Here is a 16,297-nt window from a genome sequence, read left to right as displayed (position 1 = left end):
GGAACCAATGGATTCTGAGCAGGACAAGCCGACCAGCCGGCAGCAAGCTTCCGCGCCCGGGGCAGCACTGGCAGCGGCACGCGAGGCGATGGGGCTGTCGGTCGAGCAGGTTGCCGACCAGCTGAAACTGGCGCCGCGCCAGGTGGTGGCGATCGAACAGGGCGATTTCGATGCCTTGCCAAACCGCGCGGTAACGCGTGGTTTCATCCGCGCTTACGCGAAGGCAGTACGTCTCGACCCGGCGCCGCTGGTGGCGATGGTGGAAGTGGAAGGGGCGGCAGGGCATGCCGATGCGACCGTGCGCCCGACCATGGTGAAGGCGTCGTTCCAGGAGTCGCGCTTCCCTTCGCTGAACGAACGCAATAACGGCAAGCCGCTGGGCGCGATCGTGGCCGGCGTGGGCGTGCTGGCATTGCTTGGCCTGGCCGCGGCCTGGCAGATGGGCATCCTGTCGCCGCTGACGCTGGCGACCCGCGGCGGGCTCACTGCGCCTGCTGCTCCGGCCGAGCCTGCGGTGCCTGTGGTAACGCAAGCGGGTGTGCAGCCTGCCGAAGCGCCAATGCAGACGCAGAACGTGCCGTTGATTTCGGTGCCGCCGCAACCAGGCAGCAATACTGCGCCGGATGCGGTGGCGGGCGTCGGCGTGCCTGCGCAAGCGGCTGTACCGGCAGCCGCGCCGGGCACCGTCCCGGCCATGGCTCCTGGCATGACCACGACATCGGGCGGCGTTGCTGCGCCGGCAACTGCGCCCGTGACGGCGCCAGGCAATGCCGCAGGCGCGCCTGTAGCGGGCGTCGCCCCGGTCAACCGCGCTGCACCGACCGTTGGCGGTGCGCCAGCCGTTGGCACGGCGCCGGCAACCACGACGCCAGCTTCGCCGGGCCTGATCCCGGCCAAGCCAACGGCGGTTGCTCCAGCCGCTGCGCAGGGCACCGCACCGGTTGCAACCGCGCCGGCCGTGCCGGCAACGGTAGCTGGGGCAGCTCCCGCGGTAGGTACTGCCGGCGGCAAGCTGGTGCTGACGGTGAAGGAAGATTCGTGGGTCGAGATTCGCCGCGCCGGCCAGCCCAACCTGACCCGTGGCACTGTGAAGGCCGGCAGCACCCAGACCTTCAACGTGCGCGCCGATGACGTGCTGATCGTCGGCAAGCCGAGCGCCGTGAGCGCCAGCCTGGCGGGCGGCAAGCTGGAATTGACGCAAGGTCCGGGCAAGTCGTATGCCCTCGTGAACATCAAGTAATAAGAGTAGCCAAGCATGTCTTCTTCGAACAACCCGATCCCATCCGGACCACTGGCGCGCCGTGCCAGCCGCCGCGTGCTGGTGCAGCATGGCGAGCGCAAGATCTGGGTCGGTGGCGACGCGCCTGTGGTGGTGCAGTCGATGACCAATACCGACACCGCCGACGCGGTGGCGACGGCGATCCAGATCAAGGAACTGGCACGCGCCGGTTCCGAGCTGGTGCGACTGACGGTGGACCGCCCGGAGTCGGCTGCCGCCGTGCCTTACATCCGCGACCAGCTGGACAAGATGGGCATCGACGTGCCGCTGGTGGGCGACTTCCACTACAACGGCCACACCCTGCTGACCGAGTACCCGGACTGTGCCGCGGCGCTGTCGAAGTACCGCATCAACCCGGGCAACGTGGGCAAGGGCGCCAGGCGCGACACGCAATTCGCGCAGATGATCGACGTGGCGGCCAAGTACGGCAAGCCGGTGCGCATCGGCGTCAACTGGGGCTCGCTGGACCAGGCGCTGCTGGCACGCATCATGGACGAAAACGCGGCACGCGAAAATCCATGGACCGCGCAGGCCGTGATGTACGAAGCGCTGATCACTTCCGCGATTGAAAACGCGGTGCGCGCGGAAGAACTGGGCCTGGCGCGCGACAAGATCATCCTGTCGTGCAAGGTGTCCGGCGTGCAGGACCTGATCGCGGTGTACCGTGAACTGGGCAAGCGCTGCGACTATCCGCTGCACCTGGGCCTGACCGAGGCGGGCATGGGCAGCAAGGGCATCGTGGCGTCGACCGCCGCGCTGTCGGTGCTGCTGCAGGAAGGCATCGGCGACACCATCCGCATTTCCCTGACCCCGGAACCGGGCGGCGACCGCACAAGGGAAGTGGTGGTGGGCCAGGAAATCCTGCAGACCATGGGCCTGCGCAAGTTCACCCCGATGGTGATCGCCTGCCCGGGCTGCGGACGTACCACGTCCACCGTGTTCCAGGAACTGGCGGACGATATCCAGAGCTACCTGCGCGAGCAGATGCCGGAATGGAAAAAGACCTACCCGGGCGTGGAGGCGATGAACGTGGCCGTGATGGGCTGCATCGTCAACGGCCCGGGCGAATCGAAGCATGCGAACATCGGCATCAGCCTGCCGGGCACCGGCGAATCGCCGGCCGCTCCGGTTTTCGTCGACGGCCAAAAGGTGGCGACGCTGCGCGGCGATAATATCGTCAGCGAATTCCAGGCGATCGTGCTCGACTACGTACAGAAAAACTATAGCAAAGCAGCTTAAAGAACATGTCCAATAAAGCAGACAAAATCTCGGCAATCAAGGGGATGAACGATCTCCTGCCGGCCGACGCCCACTTGTGGGAAATCTTCGAGAACACCGCGCAGTCCGTGGTGCAGAGCTACGGCTTCCAGCAGATCCGCACCCCGATCGTGGAAGAAACCCGCCTGTTCTCGCGCGCCATCGGCGCCGTGACCGACATCGTCGAGAAGGAGATGTATTCCTTCGAAGACTCCATGAACGGCGACCAGTTGACCCTGCGCCCGGAAGGCACCGCCGGCGTGGTGCGCGCCGTGCTGGAACATAACCTGGTGTACGAAGGCCCCAAGCGCCTGTGGTACAAGGGCCCGATGTTCCGCCACGAGCGTCCGCAGCGCGGCCGCTACCGCCAGTTCCACCAGTTCGGCGCGGAAGCCGTGGGCTTCACCGGCCCGGACGTGGACGCCGAAATGATCGTGATGTGCCGCCGCCTGTGGGATGACCTGGGCCTGGAAAACATCCGCCTGGAAATCAACTCCATCGGCGATGCCGAGGAGCGTGCACGCCACCGCGTCGACCTGATCGCCTACCTGCAGCAGCACGAAGAGCACCTCGACGCCGACGCCAAGCGCCGCCTGCATACCAATCCGCTGCGCATCCTCGATACCAAGAACCCGGACCTGCAAGGCATCGTCAACAGCGCGCCGAAGCTGCTGGACTACCTGGGCGATGAATCGCGTGCGCACTTCGAAGGCGTGAAGAAGATCCTCGACGCCAACGCGATCCAGTACACCGTCAACACCCGCCTGGTGCGCGGCATCGACTACTACAACCGCACCGTGTTCGAATGGGTCACCGACGAACTGGGCGCGCAGGGCACCGTGTGCGCCGGCGGCCGTTACGACCCGCTGATCGAAATGTTCGGCGGCAAGCCAACCCCTGCGGTCGGCTTTGCGATGGGCATCGAGCGCCTGATCGAACTGATGAAAGGCGCCGGCGACACCGCAGCGCCGCGCCAGTGCGACGTGTACCTGGTGCACCAGGGCGAAGCGGCGCGCATGCAAGCCTTCATCATCGGCGAGCGCCTGCGCGACGCCGGCCTGGACGTGATCCTGCACTGCGGCGGCCTGAATGGCGCCGGCAGCTTCAAGTCGCAGATGAAAAAAGCCGACGGCTCCGGCGCAAGCTTCGCAGTCATCATCGGCGAAGACGAAGTGGCCAATAACACTGCCGTCGTCAAGGCAATGCGCGCTGAAGAAGGCGAGGGCCAGCAGCAAACCGTCGCGTTTGAAGGCGTTGTCGATTACGTCGTGGACCAGATCACATGCGGAGACGATTGTGACCACGACCATCACCACCACCATTAATTAAAGAAACAGGCAGACTGAAACATGGCATACGATCTCGACGAACAAGAACAGCTTGCTAACCTCAAGGCATGGTGGGCAAAGTACGGTAACCTGACCACCTGGGTGGTGATCGCAGGCCTGGCCGCCTATTCGGGCTGGAACGGCTGGAACTACTACCAGCGCAACCAGGCGGCGCAAGCCTCCGTGCTGTTTGACGAACTGCAGAGCGCTGTCAACGCCAAGGACAATGCCAAGGTGGCGCGCGTGGCGGGCGACATCGAGACCAAGTTCGGCCGCACCGCCTATGCTTCGCTGGGCGCACTGAGCGCTGCCAAGTCCTTCTTCGATGCCAATGACCTGAAGTCTGCCAAGGCCCAGCTGGAGTGGGTGGTTGCGCACGGCAACGATGAACACAAGAACATCGCGTCGATCCGCCTGGCCGGCGTGCTGCTGGACGAGAAGGCCTACGACGCCGCGCTGAAGGCGCTGGCCGTGGCAGCGCTGCCGCAGTTCAAGGCTTCCGTGGAGGACCGCAAGGGCGACATCCTGGCTGCCCAGAACAAGATGGAAGAGGCCCGCACTGCCTACAAGGCAGCACTGGAAGCGGCCGAGAAGAACAATCCCGGCCGCCAGCTGATCCAGCTCAAGCTCGAATCCATTGGCGGCACGGTGCCGGAAGTGAAGGCCTGATCCGATGCTTGCCACCCGTACTGTTATTGCGCTGGGCGTCGTAGCGCTGGCTGCCGGCTGCGGCAGCCTGAATCCGTTCAAGAAGGAAGACAAGTTCGCGCCGGCCAAGCTGGAAGAACTGAAGTCCGGCGTGCCGGCCCGCATCGTCTGGAAGCACAGCACCGGCAAGGCGGGCGTCAACGTGTTCACGCCTGCGCTGGCAGACAACAGCGTGTTCGTGGCCGATGCCGACGGCGTGATCGAGCGCCTGGACGCCGCCAGCGGCAAGGTGCAGTGGCGCAGCAAGACCGGCGCCGACCTGACCGCCGGCGTCGGCGTCAGCCCGGATGGCAAGCTGGTGGCAGTGGGCGCTGTCAAAGGCCAGCTGATGGCCTTCGATGGCAGCGGCAAGGCGCTGTGGAAAGTCCAGGCGTCGAGCGAAATCCTGTCCTCGCCGGCAGTCGGCAACGACGTGGTGATCGTGCGCACCGTGGATAACAAGGTCACCGCCTATGACGCGGCCGATGGCAAGAAGCGCTGGTTCATTCAGCGTGTCACGCCGCCGCTGACGCTGCGTAATATGCCAGGCCTGGTGATCGCCAACAACAATGTGTACGCGGCGCAGCCTGCTGGCCGCATCCTGGCGATGGCGCTGTCAAACGGCGTGCCGCGCTTTGAAGTGCCGCTGTCCGAACCGCGCGGCGCGACTGAACTGGAACGCGTGTCCGACATCAGCGGCACCCCGACCGTGTTCGAGCAAGACCTGTGCGCGGTGAGCTACCAGGGCAAGGTGGGCTGCCTGGACATCAATACCGGCGTGGCCCGCTGGACCAAGCCGGCATCGTCGGACGTGGGCGTGGGCGTGGACCAGCGCTTCGTGTTCGTGTCGGACGAGAAGGGCGCCGTGCAGGCCTTTGCCCGCGAAGGCGGCGCATCGGCATGGAAGAACGAGAAGCTGGCATACCGCCGCTTGTCGGCTCCGGTTTCCTATGGCCGTTTCGTGGCCGTGGGCGACCTCGAAGGTTATGTGCACTTCCTGTCGCGGGAAGACGGCACGATTTTAGGTCGGATCAGCACCGACGGCAGCGCCATCAAGTCGGCGCCGCTGTTGTCGGGTCCGAATGTGATTTTCCAAACCCAGAATGGGACTGTGGCCGCTATCGCGGTCGAATAAAAATAATATGAAGCCGGTAATTGCACTTGTTGGTCGCCCGAACGTCGGGAAATCGACCTTATTCAATCGACTGACCCGCTCGCGCGATGCGCTGGTGGCGGACCTCCCTGGCCTGACGCGCGATCGTCACTATGGCGAGGGCCGCGTGGGCAATCGCCCGTTCCTGGTCATCGATACCGGCGGTTTCGAACCGGTCGCCAAGGAAGGCATCATGTTCCAGATGGCCCTGCAGACCAAGCAGGCCGTGGCCGAAGCCGACGTGGTGGTGTTCCTGGTCGATGGCCGCCAGGGCATGACCCCGCACGACAAGACGATTACCGATTTCCTGCGCAAATCCGGCCGTCCGGTGCTGCTCGTGGTGAACAAGGCCGAAGGCATGCGCTATACCGCTGCCGTATCGGACTTCTACGAGCTGGGACTGGGCGATCCGTATGCGATTTCCGGCGCCCACGGCGACGGCGTGCACGACCTGGTGGCCGAAGCGCTGGACAAGGCTTTCGCCTCGCGCCCGGCCGACGAGGAAGAACTGCTGCCGCAGGAACGCGGCGTGAAGATCGCCCTGGTAGGCCGCCCGAACGTGGGCAAGTCGACCCTGATCAACACCCTGGTGGGCGAAGAGCGCGTGATCGCCTTCGACATGCCGGGCACGACCCGCGATTCGATCGAGATCCCGTTCGAGCGCGACGGCAAGCAGTACACCCTGATCGACACGGCCGGTATCCGCCGCCGCGGCAAGGTGTTCGAGGCCATCGAGAAGTTCTCGGTAGTGAAGACGCTGCAGTCGATCTCGGAAGCCAATGTGGTGATCCTGATGCTCGATGCGCAGCAGGATATCTCCGAGCAGGATGCCCACATTGCGGGCTTCATCCTGGAGTCGGGCCGTGCCCTGGTGGTGGCGGTCAACAAGTGGGACGGCTTGCAGTCGGACGACCGCGACCAGGTGAAGATGGACATGGACCGCAAGCTGGACTTCCTGTCCTTCGCCAATACCCACTTCATCTCGGCCCTGCGCGGCACCGGCATCGGCCCGCTGATGAAATCCGTGAACGGCGCTTATGCCGCCGCCACGGCCGACCTGCCGACGCCCAAGCTGACCCGCGCCTTGCAGGAAGCGATCGAGAAGCAGGAACCGAAGCGCAAGGCTGGCGTGCGTCCGAAAATGCGCTATGCGCACCAGGGCGGCCAGAATCCGCCGATCATCGTCATCCACGGCAATTCGCTGGATGCGGTGTCCGAGCCGTACAAGCGCTATCTGGAGAAGCATTTCCGCGATAGTTTCAAGCTGGTCGGCACCCCGCTGCGGATTGAGTTGCGCAACGGCAAGAATCCTTTCGACAAGCGCGAGAAGGCTTGATCAGCGAGTTCAGGGCCGGCATTTGCGGAGCAAATGCCGGCCCTGACCCCGGAATAAGCTGACCTTAAGGTTTATCCGGCTGCAAGATTTAAAAAAACAAGGTACAGTGTCTTTGGAGCAGCATCCCCAGCACTTGAAAAACAGGCGCAGCGTCTCCAATTCGTACACAACAACATAAAACGGAGCTGTTATGAGCAATAAAGGGCAATTGTTACAAGACCCATTCCTGAACGCGCTGCGTAAAGAGCACGTTCCAGTCTCGATCTACCTGGTCAACGGCATCAAGCTGCAGGGTCATATCGAGTCTTTCGACCAATACGTGGTCCTGCTGCGTAACACCGTGACCCAGATGGTTTACAAGCACGCCATTTCCACCGTGGTGCCTGCCCGCGCCGTCAACCTGAACATGGATAACTCCTCCGAGGCAGCGGAGTAAGCCACTTCGTATGCGTGCAGCTTTAGTCGGGGTAGATTTCGGTCAGGGCGACTTTGCTGCCAGTATCGAGGAGTTGATGCTGCTGGCCCGCTCCGCGGGCGCAGAGCCGGTCACCACCATTACCGGCAAACGGTCTTCGCCGGATGCCGCGTATTTCGTCGGTAGCGGCAAGGCCGATGAAATCGGTCATGCAGTGCAAGACCACAAGCTCGAAATCGTCATCTTCAATCATGCGCTGTCCCCAGCCCAGCAGCGCAACCTGGAAAAACGCCTGAACGTCAGGGTGCTTGACCGCACCAGCCTGATCCTCGACATCTTTGCGCAGCGCGCGCAAAGCCACGAGGGCAAGCTGCAGGTCGAGCTGGCCCAGTTGCAGCACCTGGCCACGCGCCTGGTGCGCGGCTGGACCCACCTTGAGCGCCAGAAGGGCGGTATCGGCCTGCGCGGTCCCGGTGAAACCCAGCTCGAAACCGACCGCCGCCTGATCGGCGAACGCGTGAAGATGCTGCGTGCCCGCCTGGCCAAGCTGCGCAAGCAGCACGAGACCCAGCGCCGCGCCCGCGGCCGCAGCCACACGTTCTCGGTGTCCCTGGTCGGCTATACCAATGCCGGCAAGTCGACCCTGTTCAATACCATGACCAAGGCCGGCGTCTACGTCGCGGACCAGCTGTTCGCCACGCTCGATACGACCTCTCGCCGGGTCTACATGGGCGAGGAAATCGGCAACGTGGTGGTCTCCGACACGGTCGGCTTCGTGCGCGAATTGCCACACCAGCTGGTGGCCGCCTTCCGCGCCACGCTGGAAGAGACCATCCATGCCGATTTGCTGCTGCACGTGGTCGACGGTTCGTCGCCGGTGCGCATGGAGCAGATCGAGCAGGTCAACCTGGTGCTGCGCGAGATCGGCGCCGACCATATCCCGCAGATCCTGGTGTGGAACAAGATCGATGCGGCAGGCCTGGAGCCGGCGGTCGAACGTAATGAGTATGATAAGATTTCCCGCGTATTCATCAGCGCACGCACGGGCGAAGGCCTGAACCTGCTGCGCGATGCAATCTGTGAGGCAGCACGGGATGAGCAGGAGGCGCTGGCCAACCCCAAGGAGGAGCTGGCGCCTGACAGTATTCTCAACTTTACCCAAGTAGGATCTCACTAAAAGAAAAATATGCCTTTTTCCTCTCTCAAGAAAAGACTCGGCAACTATATTGCCCAGGAAGGCAAAAAGCCCGGCGAAGGGCCGCCGGACCTCGATCAACTCTGGCGTGATTTCAACCAGCGCCTGAATGGCCTGTTCGGCGGCGGCAAGAACCGCGGCAGCAATCCGGGCGGTGGCGGCAATGGCGGCGGCGACATGAAGGGCGCCGGCTTCACCGTTGGCGCGGTCGCTTCGGTGGCAGCCCTGGTGTGGCTCGCCTCCGGCGCGTTCATCGTGCAGGAAGGCCAGACCGGCGTGGTCACCACGTTCGGCAAATTCAGCCACACCACGCCGGCCGGTTTCAACTGGCGCTGGCCGTATCCGTTCCAGGGCAATGAAATCGTCAACGTGTCCCAGGTGCGCACGGTCGAAGTAGGCTACCGCGGCAGCGCGAAGACCAAGATGGCTTCCGAAGCGCTGATGCTGACCGAAGACGAGAACATCATCGACATCCAGTTCGCCGTGCAGTACAAGGTAAGCGATCCGGTGAAGTGGCTGTATGCCAATCGCGATGCGGAAGGCACGGTAGGCCAGGTGGCCGAAACGGCGATCCGCGAAATCGTCGGCCGCAGCAAGATGGACTTCGTGCTGTATGAAGGCCGCGAAAAGGTCGCCACCGACACCCAGCAACTGATGCAGACCATCCTGGACCGCTACAACTCGGGCGCGCAAGTGACCAACGTGACGATGCAGGGCGTGCAGCCGCCGGAGCAGGTGCAGGCCGCGTTCGATGACGCCGTGAAAGCAGGGCAGGACCGCGAGCGCCAGAAGAACGAAGGCCAGGCCTATGCCAACGACATCGTGCCGAAAGCGCGCGGTGCGGCATTCCGCCTGATCCAGGAAGCCGAAGCCTACCGCGCCATGACGGTGCAGAATGCGACCGGTAACGCGGACCGCTTCAAGTCCGTGCTGGCCGAGTACCAGAAGGCGCCGGCCGTGACGCGCGACCGCATGTACCTGGACACCATGCAGCAGATCTTCTCCAACACCAGCAAGGTGATGGTCGATTCCAAGGCTGGCAGCAACCTGCTGTACCTGCCGCTGGACAAGCTGATCGCCCAGGTGGCAGCTACCGAGGGGCGCGCCGCCAGCGTGACGCCGCCGCCGCCAGCGGCCGTGCTGCTGCCGCCGGAACCGACATCCGACCCGAACCGCCGCGATGGCCGTTCGCGTGAATCGTCCCGTGACCGGGAGGGCCGTTAATGAATCGCTTTGCAACTATCCTGATTACCGGCTTCATCGCCCTGATGCTGCTGTCGTCCACCGTGTTCGTGGTGGACCAGCGCAAGTACGCCATCGTGTTCGCGCTGGGCGAAGTGAAGCAGGTGATCTCCGAGCCTGGCCTGCACTTCAAGCTGCCGCCGCCGTTCCAGAACGTGGTGTACCTGGACAAGCGCATCCAGACCCTGGACCCGAAAGAGGCTGACCGCTTCATTACCGCTGAAAAGATGAACATCCTGGTGGATGCCTTCGTCAAATGGAAGGTGACTGACCCGCGCCTGTACTTCGTCTCCTTCGGTGGCGACGAAAGCAGGGCCGGCGACCGCATGCAGCAGATCGTGAAGGCGGCGCTGAACGACGAAATTACCAAGCGCACCGTGCGCGAAGTGATCTCCGGCCAGCGCGGCAAGGTGATGGAATCGATCCGCAGCAAGGTGGTGGACGAGGCCAAGCAGATCGGCGTGGAAATCGTCGATGTGCGCCTGAAGCGCGTGGACTACGTTGAGCAGATCAACAACTCGGTATACGAGCGCATGAAGGCCGAGCGCTCCCGCGTGGCCAACGAAGCCCGTTCCACCGGCGCCGCCGAGTCGGAGCAGGTGCGCGCCGACGCCGACAAGCAGCGTACCGTGATCCTGGCAGAGGCTTACCGCGAAGCGGAAAAGATCAAAGGCGAGGGCGATGCCAAGGCGTCCCAGATCTATGCCGAAGCATTCGGCCGCAATCCGGAGTTCTACAAGTTCTACCGTTCGCTGGAAGCTTACCGTGCTTCCTTCAAGACCAAGGCTGACGTGATGCTGGTCGATCCGCAGTCCGACTTCTTCAAATACTTCAAGAGCGCAGGCTCCGGCAAGTAACAGTTTCAGCAGCTATGGCGCCGCTCCTGCGGCGCCATTTTTTTACCTGCACCGCAACAATTTCGCGTAAAATACGCGGTTTGGTCATCCGATTTTCCGGATGGCGTAGTTGCGCCTGCATTGTTTTTAATTCAATAGCACCAACCATGCCGAATTGGCTTTTGCCTGAATATATTGCCGACGTCTTGCCATCCGAAGCACGCAAGATCGAGGAGTTGCGCCGCCTGATGCTGGATAACTTCCGGCTGTACGGCTACGAGCTTGTGATGCCGCCGATGCTGGAGTACGTCGAGTCCCTGCTGACCGGCGCCGGTGCCGACACGGACCTGCGCACGTTCAAGCTGGTGGACCAGATTTCCGGCCGCATGCTGGGCCTGCGCGCCGACATGACGACCCAGGTGGCGCGCATCGACGCCCACCTGCTGAATCGCGCCACCGTGACCCGCCTGTGCTATGCCGGCTCCGTGCTGCATACCCGCCCGTCCGGCCTGCATTCGACGCGAGAGCCTTACCAGATCGGCGCCGAAATCTACGGCCATGCCGGCCTGGAAGCGGACGCGGAAATCCAGGAACTGGCACTCGGCTCGCTGTCGCTGGCCGGTTTCACCGACATGCGCCTGGACCTGACCCACGTCGGCGTGCTGCGCGCGATCCTGGCGCAGGATCCTGCCGCGACCAGGGATTACGACGCCATCGTGGCCCTGCTGCGCGGCAAGGATGCGCCGGGGCTGCAGCAGCAGACCGCCAGGTACAACGAGGTGACCCGCGCAGCACTGCTGGCATTGCCGAACCTGTACGGCGACGTCGAAGTGCTGAAGCGCGCGCGCGAAGTGCTGCCGCCACTGCCGGGCATCACCCATGCGCTGGCGGAACTGGCTGCGCTGGCGGCATCGGCCATCGGCCGCGCCGAAGTGGCGATCGACCTGGCCGACCTGCGCGGCTACCAGTATGAGAGCGGCGCCATGTTCGCCCTGTACGTGCCGGGCCTGCCGAATGCGGTAGCACGCGGCGGCCGCTACGACCACGTGGGCGAAGCATTCGGCCGCGCGCGTCCGGCCACCGGCTTCTCGCTGGACCTGCGCGAACTGGCGCGCCTGCTGCCGACCGCGGAGCGCAAGCATTCGATCCGCGCGCCATGGGGCAATGCACCGGAATTGAAAGAAAAAATCGCCGAGCTGCGCAAGTCCGGCGAAGTTGTGATCCAGTCGCTGCCGGGTCATAACGATGAACAGGACGAGTTCGAGTGCGATCGCGCGCTGGTGCTCGACGAAAGTGGTAGTAACTGGATTCTCAAAAACTTAGGTTAATTGTGATGTCAAACAAAACTGCAAAGAACGTTGTTGTTATCGGCACCCAGTGGGGCGATGAAGGCAAAGGCAAGATCGTCGACTGGCTGACTGAACACGCCCAGGGCGTGGTGCGCTTCCAGGGCGGCCACAACGCGGGCCACACCCTCGTGATCGGCGGCGTCAAGACCGCCCTGCAGCTCATCCCTTCGGGCATCATGCGCCCAGGCGTGGCCTGCTACATCGGCAACGGTGTGGTGCTGTCCGTGCCTGACGTGCTGCGCGAAATCGACAAGCTGGAAGCAGCCGGCGTGGAAGTGGCTTCCCGCCTGAAGATCTCCGAGGCTTGCCCGGTCATCCTGCCTTACCACACGGCGCTGGACGCGGCGCGTGAAGCCGCCCGCGGCGCCGCCAAGATCGGCACCACCGGCAAGGGCATCGGCCCTGCATACGAAGACAAGGTCGCCCGCCGCGCCATCCGCGTGGCCGACCTGCTGAACGCCGAGCGCTTTGCAGAGAAGCTGAAAGAGAACCTGGACTACCACAACTACGTCCTGGAAAACTACCTCAAGGCGCCGAAGATCGATTACCAGAAGACCCTGGACGATGCGCTGGCCTACGTGCCGCGCCTGCGCCCGATGGTGACTGACGTGTCGTCCGCCCTGTACGCAACCCACAAGGCCGGCGGCTCGCTGCTGTTCGAAGGCGCGCAAGGCTCGCTGCTGGACGTCGACCACGGCACCTATCCGTTCGTCACCTCGTCGAACTGCGTGGCGGGTAACGCTGCTGCCGGCGCCGGCGTCGGTCCTGGCATGCTGCACTACATCCTGGGCATCACCAAGGCCTACACCACCCGCGTTGGTTCCGGCCCGTTCCCATCCGAACTGCCGACCGATGCAGGCGTCGGCCACCACCTGTCCTCCGTGGGCCACGAGTTCGGCACCGTGACCGGCCGTGCCCGTCGTTGCGGCTGGTTCGACGCAGCGCTGCTGCGCCGTTCGGTGCAGATCAACGGCGTGTCGGGCATGTGCCTGACCAAGCTGGACGTGCTGGACGGCCTGGAAACCCTGAAGATCTGCACCGGCTACACCATCAACGGCAAGCAGGTCGACATCTTCCCGGTCGGCGCCGAAGACGCTGCGCTGTGCCAGCCGATCTACGAAGAAATGCCAGGCTGGAAGGAAAGCACCGTCGGCGTCAAGTCGATGGACGCGCTGCCTGCCGCTGCCCGTGCTTACATCAAGCGCATTGAAGAAGTGGTCGGCGTGCCGATCGATATGGTTTCCACCGGCCCTGACCGCGAAGAGACCATCGTCCTGCGCCACCCGTTCGAGTAACGCATTGCAAGGCGGGCCACAAGCCCGCCCGTACCGGCCAGCGCCGGACAGTAGGGCGGGTCAATGACCCGCCTTTCCAATTTCAGAGAGAAGGAAAAGCAATAATGAGCACTCCGCAATCCGACCAAAAGCACCTGTGGGTCTCCTGGGACGAGTATCACCGCCTGATCGAGCGCCTGGCGCTGAAGGTCCATGAATCGGGCTGGAAGTTCGACATGGTGCTGTGCCTGGCGCGCGGCGGCGTGCGTCCTGGCGACGTGTTCTCGCGCATCTTCGACGTGCCGCTGGCGATCCTGTCGACCAGCTCCTACCGCGAAGAAGCGGGCACCGTGCGCGGCGACCTGGATATCGCCAAGTACATGACCATGACCAAGGGCCCGCTGTCCGGCAAGATCCTGCTGGTGGACGACCTGGCTGATTCCGGCGTGACCCTGACCAAGGTGATGAAGCACCTGAAGGACAACTTTGAAGGCGTGACTGAAGTGCGTTCGGCCGTGATCTGGACCAAGGGCTGCTCCGCGTTCAAGCCTGATTACCAGATGGAAGAGCTGCCGCACAATCCGTGGATCCACCAGCCGTTCGAAGACTACGACGGCCTGCGTCCGCACCAGCTGGCGGCATGGATCAAGAAAGGCGAGACCGGCGCATAATTGCGTCGGCTTCGAAAGAAAGCGGAAGGGTGGAAGCCCTTCCGCTTTTTTTTCAGCGTACTTCCAGCAGTTCGACGTCGAAGATCAGGTTCGAGTTCGGCGGAATCGGACCGATGCCGTTGCTGCCATAGCCCAGGGAAGCAGGCACGACCAGGGTGCGTTTGCCGCCCGCCTTCATTCCCTGCACGCCTTGGTCCCAGCCTGGAATCACTTGTCCGGCGCCGAGCGGGAAGCTGAAAGGCTTGCGGCCGATGGACGAATCGAACTGCGCGCCATGCTGCTGCGGCGAGTTCGGTTCGTAAATCCATCCGGTGTAATTGACGACGACGCTAGCGCCGGCAAGCGCTTCCTTGCCGGTGCCGACAACGGTATCAATCTTCTGGAACGGGATGGCGGCGGCTTCGGATTGCGCCGGTGGATTGCTGCGCTCGCAGCCGGCCAATGCCAGGGTAAGGCTTGCGCCGATAAGGCAGGCGGAAAACAGTCGCTTCATGTTCTTCTTTCAAAATAAACGGCAAAGAAGCAAGTGTACTGAATTCGCCACAAATTGCGAAAAATCAGCAGCTATCGGTATTTTAAGATATTTCCATGGGGAAATGACTATACAATTCTTGGCATTATTTTGCTGTTGCCAGGATAGTCGATGTTTCCTTCGATGCTGTTGTCTGTGATGCTGGCGGTGTCGCCCCCTGAGCCGGGCGGCGCCCAGGCCGCCAAACCTGCCGCATTGCACAAGCACTGGGCCGAGCGCAAATTCGACGCCATCGAGCGCAGCCTGCGCGAGTCGTGCACATCCGACCCGGCCGGCTTCGAAGCGCAATTCGACAGCTATTTCCGCAGCACGCAAACCTGGGAAGCTGACCGCAACGCGCTGGAGCAATGGCGCCAGCAAGCGCCCGATGCGCTGGCGCAGGCGCTGGTCGAAGCGATCTATTGGCGCGCCTATGCCTCGCAACTGCGCCTGGGCGCCGTTGGCCACCTGCAGAAAGAGGCCATGGCGTTTTACCAGGAGCAGTTGGGGCGCGGCATGGCGCGCCTGCAGCACGTCAAGGCGCAGGCCAATGCCTGCCCGCTGTGGCATAGCCTGAACATCAGCCTGCAGTTGGAGGGCGCCGGTTCGCGCCGCAGTGCCGCCAGCGCATACCTCGACGCGGTGCAGGCTTTCCCGAATGACTTGCAGATCCACTTCGCCATGTCGCGCGCCTACAGCCCGCGTTCGGGCGGCAGTGCGGTCCAGTTCGACCAGTTTGCACGGCGTGCCGTGTTCTTCACCAAGGCAGTGGAGGGCGGGGCCATGTACGCGCGCCTGTACTGGCGCGAAGATGGCAATGGCAGCGATGCGATCCAGTTCCGCGAGCAACGCGGCCTGCCGGAATGGCGCATGGTGAAGAGCGGTTTTGAAGACCTGCTGCAGCGGCATCCTCAAGACCTGCGCGGCCGCAACAAGTTCGCCTCATTCGCCTGCCGTGCCAATGACCGCGAGACTTACCTCCGGCTGCGCCAGGAACTTGGCGAGCGCATCATGCCCGAGCTGTGGCCGGACGTGGCCAGTGCCGAGGCCTGCGACCGCAAACTGGGCAAGGGCGCCTCCGCCGCCACTTCGCCGACGCAAGCCGGTGGTGTAAACTCGCACTCATGACTCAAGACTTCTTCCAGACCTTTATCCTGCTGATGCTGGTGACCGACCCGTTCGGCAACGTTCCCATTTTTGCGTCGGCGCTGGCCACGGTGCCGCCCAAGCGCCGCCCGAAAATCGTGGTGCGCGAATGCCTGATCGCCTTCGTCGTGCTGCTGGTGTTCATGTTCTTCGGCAGCCACTTCCTCAAGGCCCTGAGCCTGTCTGAAGCCTCGCTGCGCATCGCGGGCAGCGTGATCCTGCTGCTGATTGCAATCCGCATGGTGTTCCCGCATCCGGACGGGGTGCTGGGCAAGCAGGAGGGCGGGGAACCGTTCATCGTGCCGCTGGCGATTCCCGCGCTGGCAGGCCCATCCGCGCTGGCGACCGTGTTGCTGTTCTCGCGCGAGAGCACCGGCGAAGTACTGATGCACGTGGCGGCGCTGGCGGCCGTGGTGGTGGTGTGGCTGGTGGTGTTCCTCGGCGCCGAGCGCTTGCAAAAGGCCCTCGGTTCGCAGGTGATGACGGCCTTCGAACGCCTGATGGGGCTGATCCTCGCGGCGATGTCGATCGAGATGCTGCTGGGCGGCGTGCGCGAGTTCGTCAAGACGCTTTAAAGCGGCAGTAACGCCTCGTGATTTTCCGTGACTTTTTCTGTCG

At 63.3% G+C, this 16,297-nt stretch carries 16 protein-coding genes; 15 read left to right on the top strand and 1 reads right to left on the bottom strand.

The features are described from left to right. Positions 1-7 precede the first annotated feature (7 nt). From ACN9MU_RS23635 to ACN9MU_RS23575, 13 genes are all read left to right on the top strand, one after another. Positions 8-1,240: a RodZ domain-containing protein gene (locus ACN9MU_RS23635; RefSeq protein WP_426163100.1), complete on the top strand. Its 1,233-nt coding sequence runs from the start codon at positions 8-10 to the stop codon at positions 1,238-1,240. Between the two features lie 15 nt (positions 1,241-1,255). After that, positions 1,256-2,518, top strand: coding sequence for a flavodoxin-dependent (E)-4-hydroxy-3-methylbut-2-enyl-diphosphate synthase (ispG, locus tag ACN9MU_RS23630; RefSeq protein ID WP_426318748.1), 1,263 nt, complete (start codon positions 1,256-1,258; stop codon positions 2,516-2,518). A 5-nt stretch (positions 2,519-2,523) separates the two neighbouring features. After that, entirely contained in the window at positions 2,524-3,861 is a 1,338-nt protein-coding gene (gene hisS, locus ACN9MU_RS23625) for a histidine--tRNA ligase (protein ID WP_426163095.1), read from the top strand. A 24-nt stretch (positions 3,862-3,885) separates the two neighbouring features. Then, on the top strand, positions 3,886-4,533 hold the full coding sequence (locus ACN9MU_RS23620; RefSeq protein WP_426163092.1) for a YfgM family protein: 648 nt from the start codon (positions 3,886-3,888) through the stop codon (positions 4,531-4,533). A 4-nt stretch (positions 4,534-4,537) separates the two neighbouring features. Next, entirely contained in the window at positions 4,538-5,686 is a 1,149-nt protein-coding gene (gene bamB / locus ACN9MU_RS23615) for an outer membrane protein assembly factor BamB (RefSeq protein WP_426163090.1), read from the top strand. Positions 5,687-5,693: 7 nt separating this feature from the next. Next, positions 5,694-7,040 carry a ribosome biogenesis GTPase Der gene (der, locus tag ACN9MU_RS23610; protein ID WP_426318746.1) on the top strand — a complete coding sequence of 449 codons (1,347 nt, stop codon included), beginning with the start codon at positions 5,694-5,696 and terminating at the stop codon, positions 7,038-7,040. Between the two features lie 190 nt (positions 7,041-7,230). Beyond that, the gene (gene hfq, locus ACN9MU_RS23605) at positions 7,231-7,476 is read left to right on the top strand and encodes an RNA chaperone Hfq (RefSeq protein WP_055931606.1); all 246 of its coding nucleotides are present in this window, start codon (positions 7,231-7,233) and stop codon (positions 7,474-7,476) included. Positions 7,477-7,486: 10 nt separating this feature from the next. Further along, positions 7,487-8,632 carry a GTPase HflX gene (gene hflX / locus ACN9MU_RS23600; protein WP_426318745.1) on the top strand — a complete coding sequence of 382 codons (1,146 nt, stop codon included), beginning with the start codon at positions 7,487-7,489 and terminating at the stop codon, positions 8,630-8,632. Between the two features lie 9 nt (positions 8,633-8,641). After that, positions 8,642-9,874, top strand: coding sequence for an FtsH protease activity modulator HflK (hflK, locus tag ACN9MU_RS23595; protein WP_426163080.1), 1,233 nt, complete (start codon positions 8,642-8,644; stop codon positions 9,872-9,874). After that, on the top strand, positions 9,874-10,749 hold the full coding sequence (hflC, locus tag ACN9MU_RS23590) for a protease modulator HflC (RefSeq protein ID WP_426163078.1): 876 nt from the start codon (positions 9,874-9,876) through the stop codon (positions 10,747-10,749). Before hflK ends, hflC begins: the two co-directional genes overlap by 1 nt. 146 nt (positions 10,750-10,895) lie before the next feature. Next, positions 10,896-12,056, top strand: coding sequence for an ATP phosphoribosyltransferase regulatory subunit (locus ACN9MU_RS23585; RefSeq protein ID WP_426318743.1), 1,161 nt, complete (start codon positions 10,896-10,898; stop codon positions 12,054-12,056). A gap of 5 nt (positions 12,057-12,061) precedes the next feature. Continuing rightward, positions 12,062-13,372, top strand: coding sequence for an adenylosuccinate synthase (locus ACN9MU_RS23580; protein ID WP_426343541.1), 1,311 nt, complete (start codon positions 12,062-12,064; stop codon positions 13,370-13,372). Positions 13,373-13,476: 104 nt separating this feature from the next. Continuing rightward, complete coding sequence (locus ACN9MU_RS23575) at positions 13,477-14,022, top strand: phosphoribosyltransferase (RefSeq protein WP_426163072.1); 546 nt, start codon at positions 13,477-13,479, stop codon at positions 14,020-14,022. Between the two features lie 52 nt (positions 14,023-14,074). Here ACN9MU_RS23575 and ACN9MU_RS23570 read toward each other — a convergent pair whose 3' ends face one another. Beyond that, the gene (locus tag ACN9MU_RS23570) at positions 14,075-14,515 is read right to left on the bottom strand and encodes an FKBP-type peptidyl-prolyl cis-trans isomerase (protein ID WP_426343540.1); all 441 of its coding nucleotides are present in this window, start codon (positions 14,513-14,515) and stop codon (positions 14,075-14,077) included. Positions 14,516-14,665: 150 nt separating this feature from the next. On the opposite strand from ACN9MU_RS23570, the gene ACN9MU_RS23565 reads away from it, so the two are divergent. Together ACN9MU_RS23565 and ACN9MU_RS23560 are read left to right on the top strand one after the other, a co-directional pair. Then, entirely contained in the window at positions 14,666-15,661 is a 996-nt protein-coding gene (locus tag ACN9MU_RS23565; protein ID WP_426318741.1) for a hypothetical protein, read from the top strand. Next, complete coding sequence (locus ACN9MU_RS23560) at positions 15,658-16,254, top strand: MarC family protein (protein WP_057259514.1); 597 nt, start codon at positions 15,658-15,660, stop codon at positions 16,252-16,254. Before ACN9MU_RS23565 ends, ACN9MU_RS23560 begins: the two co-directional genes overlap by 4 nt. The last annotated feature ends 43 nt before the right edge of the window (positions 16,255-16,297 follow it).

It is taken from the genome of Pseudoduganella sp. R-32, assembly GCF_049913245.1.
In the GTDB taxonomy this organism is placed as follows: domain Bacteria; phylum Pseudomonadota; class Gammaproteobacteria; order Burkholderiales; family Burkholderiaceae_D; genus Rugamonas.
Note: the sequence above shows the minus strand (reverse complement) of the source record. Positions and strands in the feature narration are given on the sequence as shown.

Excerpts from the sequence above, each read along its gene's own strand:
- bamB (WP_426163090.1), top strand. The coding sequence starts at position 4,538 with ATGCTTGCCACCCGTACTGTTATTGCGCTGGGCGTCGTAGCGCTGGCT.
- ACN9MU_RS23560 (WP_057259514.1), top strand. The coding sequence starts at position 15,658 with ATGACTCAAGACTTCTTCCAGACCTTTATCCTGCTGATGCTGGTGACC.
- ACN9MU_RS23570 (WP_426343540.1), bottom strand. The coding sequence starts at position 14,515 with ATGAAGCGACTGTTTTCCGCCTGCCTTATCGGCGCAAGCCTTACCCTG.
- hisS (WP_426163095.1), top strand. The coding sequence starts at position 2,524 with ATGTCCAATAAAGCAGACAAAATCTCGGCAATCAAGGGGATGAACGAT.
- hflC (WP_426163078.1), top strand. The coding sequence starts at position 9,874 with ATGAATCGCTTTGCAACTATCCTGATTACCGGCTTCATCGCCCTGATG.
- der (WP_426318746.1), top strand. The coding sequence starts at position 5,694 with ATGAAGCCGGTAATTGCACTTGTTGGTCGCCCGAACGTCGGGAAATCG.
- ACN9MU_RS23575 (WP_426163072.1), top strand. The coding sequence starts at position 13,477 with ATGAGCACTCCGCAATCCGACCAAAAGCACCTGTGGGTCTCCTGGGAC.
- ACN9MU_RS23620 (WP_426163092.1), top strand. The coding sequence starts at position 3,886 with ATGGCATACGATCTCGACGAACAAGAACAGCTTGCTAACCTCAAGGCA.
- hfq (WP_055931606.1), top strand. The coding sequence starts at position 7,231 with ATGAGCAATAAAGGGCAATTGTTACAAGACCCATTCCTGAACGCGCTG.
- ACN9MU_RS23565 (WP_426318741.1), top strand. The coding sequence starts at position 14,666 with ATGTTTCCTTCGATGCTGTTGTCTGTGATGCTGGCGGTGTCGCCCCCT.
- hflK (WP_426163080.1), top strand. The coding sequence starts at position 8,642 with ATGCCTTTTTCCTCTCTCAAGAAAAGACTCGGCAACTATATTGCCCAG.
- ACN9MU_RS23585 (WP_426318743.1), top strand. The coding sequence starts at position 10,896 with ATGCCGAATTGGCTTTTGCCTGAATATATTGCCGACGTCTTGCCATCC.
- ispG (WP_426318748.1), top strand. The coding sequence starts at position 1,256 with ATGTCTTCTTCGAACAACCCGATCCCATCCGGACCACTGGCGCGCCGT.
- hflX (WP_426318745.1), top strand. The coding sequence starts at position 7,487 with ATGCGTGCAGCTTTAGTCGGGGTAGATTTCGGTCAGGGCGACTTTGCT.
- ACN9MU_RS23635 (WP_426163100.1), top strand. The coding sequence starts at position 8 with ATGGATTCTGAGCAGGACAAGCCGACCAGCCGGCAGCAAGCTTCCGCG.
- ACN9MU_RS23580 (WP_426343541.1), top strand. The coding sequence starts at position 12,062 with ATGTCAAACAAAACTGCAAAGAACGTTGTTGTTATCGGCACCCAGTGG.